At 69.5% G+C, this 2,696-nt stretch carries 1 protein-coding gene; it reads right to left on the reverse strand.

Annotated features, from left to right (window positions below; translation table 11 throughout):
• The coding region (locus tag ACWEWT_RS38550; protein ID WP_452565898.1) for a condensation domain-containing protein at positions 1 to 2,696 on the reverse strand (2,696 nt) is incomplete at both ends.

Genomic DNA, 2,696 nt, shown 5'->3' on the forward strand with positions numbered 1-2,696 from the left:
TGCGCCAACCGGTTCGACCGCACATCGAACTCACCATAGGAATACCGGACACCCTCGAACACCACCGCCGGCGCCGACGGATCCACCGCCACCGCATCGGCCAGCAGCTCCGGCAACGTCCGCACCGGCACCACCGGACCACCGGTGCGGGACAGGATCTCGCGGCGTTCGCTCGGCTCGAGGAGTTCGAGATCGCCCAGCACCACGTCGGGGTCGGCGGCCACCGCAGCCAGCAACCGCCGGAACCGGGTGATCATCAGGGCCGCGGTGGCTTCGTCGAACAGTTCGGTGGCGTAGTTCACCACCAGTTCCATACCGCCCGAACCGTTTTCGAACAGCGAGAACTGCAGGTCGAAGCGCGCCACATCGTCGGCGATCTCCAGTCCGGCGACCGTCAGCCCGGCCAGGTCCAGCGCCGGTGCCTCCTGGTTCTGGAACGACAGCGCCACCTGGAACAGCGGGTTGCGGGCCTGCGAACGCTCCGGCGCCAGCAGATCCACCAGCCGTTCGAACGGCACATCGGCATTACCGAACGCGTCCAGATCCGCCCGGCGGGCCCGGTCCACCAGTTCGGTGAAGGTCTCGCCCGAGCCGACCTCGGTCCGCAGCACCAGCGTATTGACGAACATGCCGACCAGATCGTCGAGCGCCTGCTCACCACGACCCGCGATCGGCGTACCGATCGCGATATCGGCGCTACCGGACAACCGCGCCAGCAGCGCTGCCAGACCGGCGTGCAGCACCATGAACATCGACGCACCGCGGGTACGTGCCAGCGCGTTCAGATCCCGCACCAGTTCGGTGTCCAGTTCACCGCGCACCCGGGCGCCGCGCAGCGACGCCACCGCGGGGCGGGGCCGGTCGGTGGGCAGCACCAGTTCGTCGGGCAGATCCGCGAGCGCGTCCTGCCAGAACGCGATCTGGCGCGCCAGCGCGGAATCCGAATCGTCCTCGGCGCCCAGCGCCTGCCGCTGCCACAGCGTGTAGTCGGCGTACTGGACCGGCAGCGGTTCCCAGCCCGGGAGTTCGCCCTGGGCACGGGCCGCGTACGCGGTCATCACGTCCCGCGCCAGCGGTGCCAGCGAGAAACCGTCACCGGAGATGTGGTGCAGCACCACGACCAGTACGAACTCCGTCGGCGCGACGGCGAAGAGACGGATCCGCAACGGCACGGCGGCGGCCACGTCGAACCCGGCTGCCGCGAACTCGGTGACAGCGGCCGTCACCTCGTCCGCGGACACCTGCTCCGGTTCCAGTGCCGGCATCGCCCGGTCGGCCGGCAGGATCAGCTGCACCGGCCGGCCACCCTGCTCCGGGTACCGGGTCCGCAGCGATTCGTGCCGGGCCACCACATCGCCCAGCGCCGCGCGCAGCACCGCCACATCGAGGTCACCGCTGAGGCGGATCGCCATCGGCAGGTTGTAGGCCGCCGACGAGGTGTCGTACTGGTTCAGGAACCACATCCGCGACTGCGCGTAGGACAGCGGCACCTGTTCCGGCCGCGGTCCGGCCACCAGCTCCGGCCGGGACCGGGCGCCGGACTCCTCCACCCGGAGGGCGAGCGCGGCCACGGTCGGCGCCTCGAACAGGGTGCGAACCGGCACCTGGGTACCGAGCGCCGCGCCGATCCGGGCCGCGACCTGCATACCGACCAGTGAGTTACCGCCCAGCTCGAAGAAGTCGTCGTCCGCGCCGACCCGCTGCGCGTCCAGCACATCGGCGAAGGTCGCCGCCACGATCTCCTCGATCGGGGTGGACGGAGCCCGGAACGCCCGGGCCGCGAAGACGGGTTCGGGCAGCGCCCGGCGATCGAGCTTGCCGCTGGCATTCAGCGGGAAGACGTCGAGCACCACGAACGCGGCGGGCACCATATACGACGGCAACCGGCCCGACAGGGCGGTGCGCAACGCATCGCTGCCGACCACGGCACCGGCGGCCGGCACCACATAGCCGACCAGTTGATCGCCGGTGCGCGCGTCGCCACGGAGCACCACCACGGCCTGCGCGACCTCGTCGATCTCGGTCAACGCGGATTCGATCTCGCCGAGTTCGATCCGCAGACCACGCAACTTCACCTGGAAATCGGTACGACCCAGATACTCCAGCTCACCCGCGGCGGTCCAGCGCACCAGGTCGCCGGTGCGGTACATCCGCTCGGCGATCTCGAACGGGTCGGCGACGAACCGATCCGCCGACAGATCCGGCCGCGCCACGTATCCGCGTGCCAGCTGGGAACCGGCCAGATACAGCTCACCCGCGACACCCACCGGCACCGGCCGCAACCGGGCATCCAGGACGTAGACGCGCGTGTTGAACACCGGCGCACCGATCGGCACCGACACCGTATCCGCATCCGTGACCTCGTGATACGTCACGTCGACCGCGGCCTCGGTCGGACCGTACAGATTGTGCACAGCCGTCCCGGTCAACTCCCGCAACCGCTGCGCCGGCTTCGGCGCCAACGCCTCACCCGAGGAGAACACCAGACGCAACGAACCACACCGCTCGGGTGTCGTATCAGCGGACAGCGCCGCCACGAACACCGTCAGCATCGACGGCACGAAATGCGCCACCGAAACCCGCTCGGCATCGATCACCTCGGCCAGATACGCCGGATCCCGATGACCATCCGGCTTCGCCACCACCAGACGCGCACCCACCTGCAACGGCCAGAAGAACTCCCACACCGACACATC

The organism is Nocardia sp. NPDC003963 (assembly GCF_053605105.1).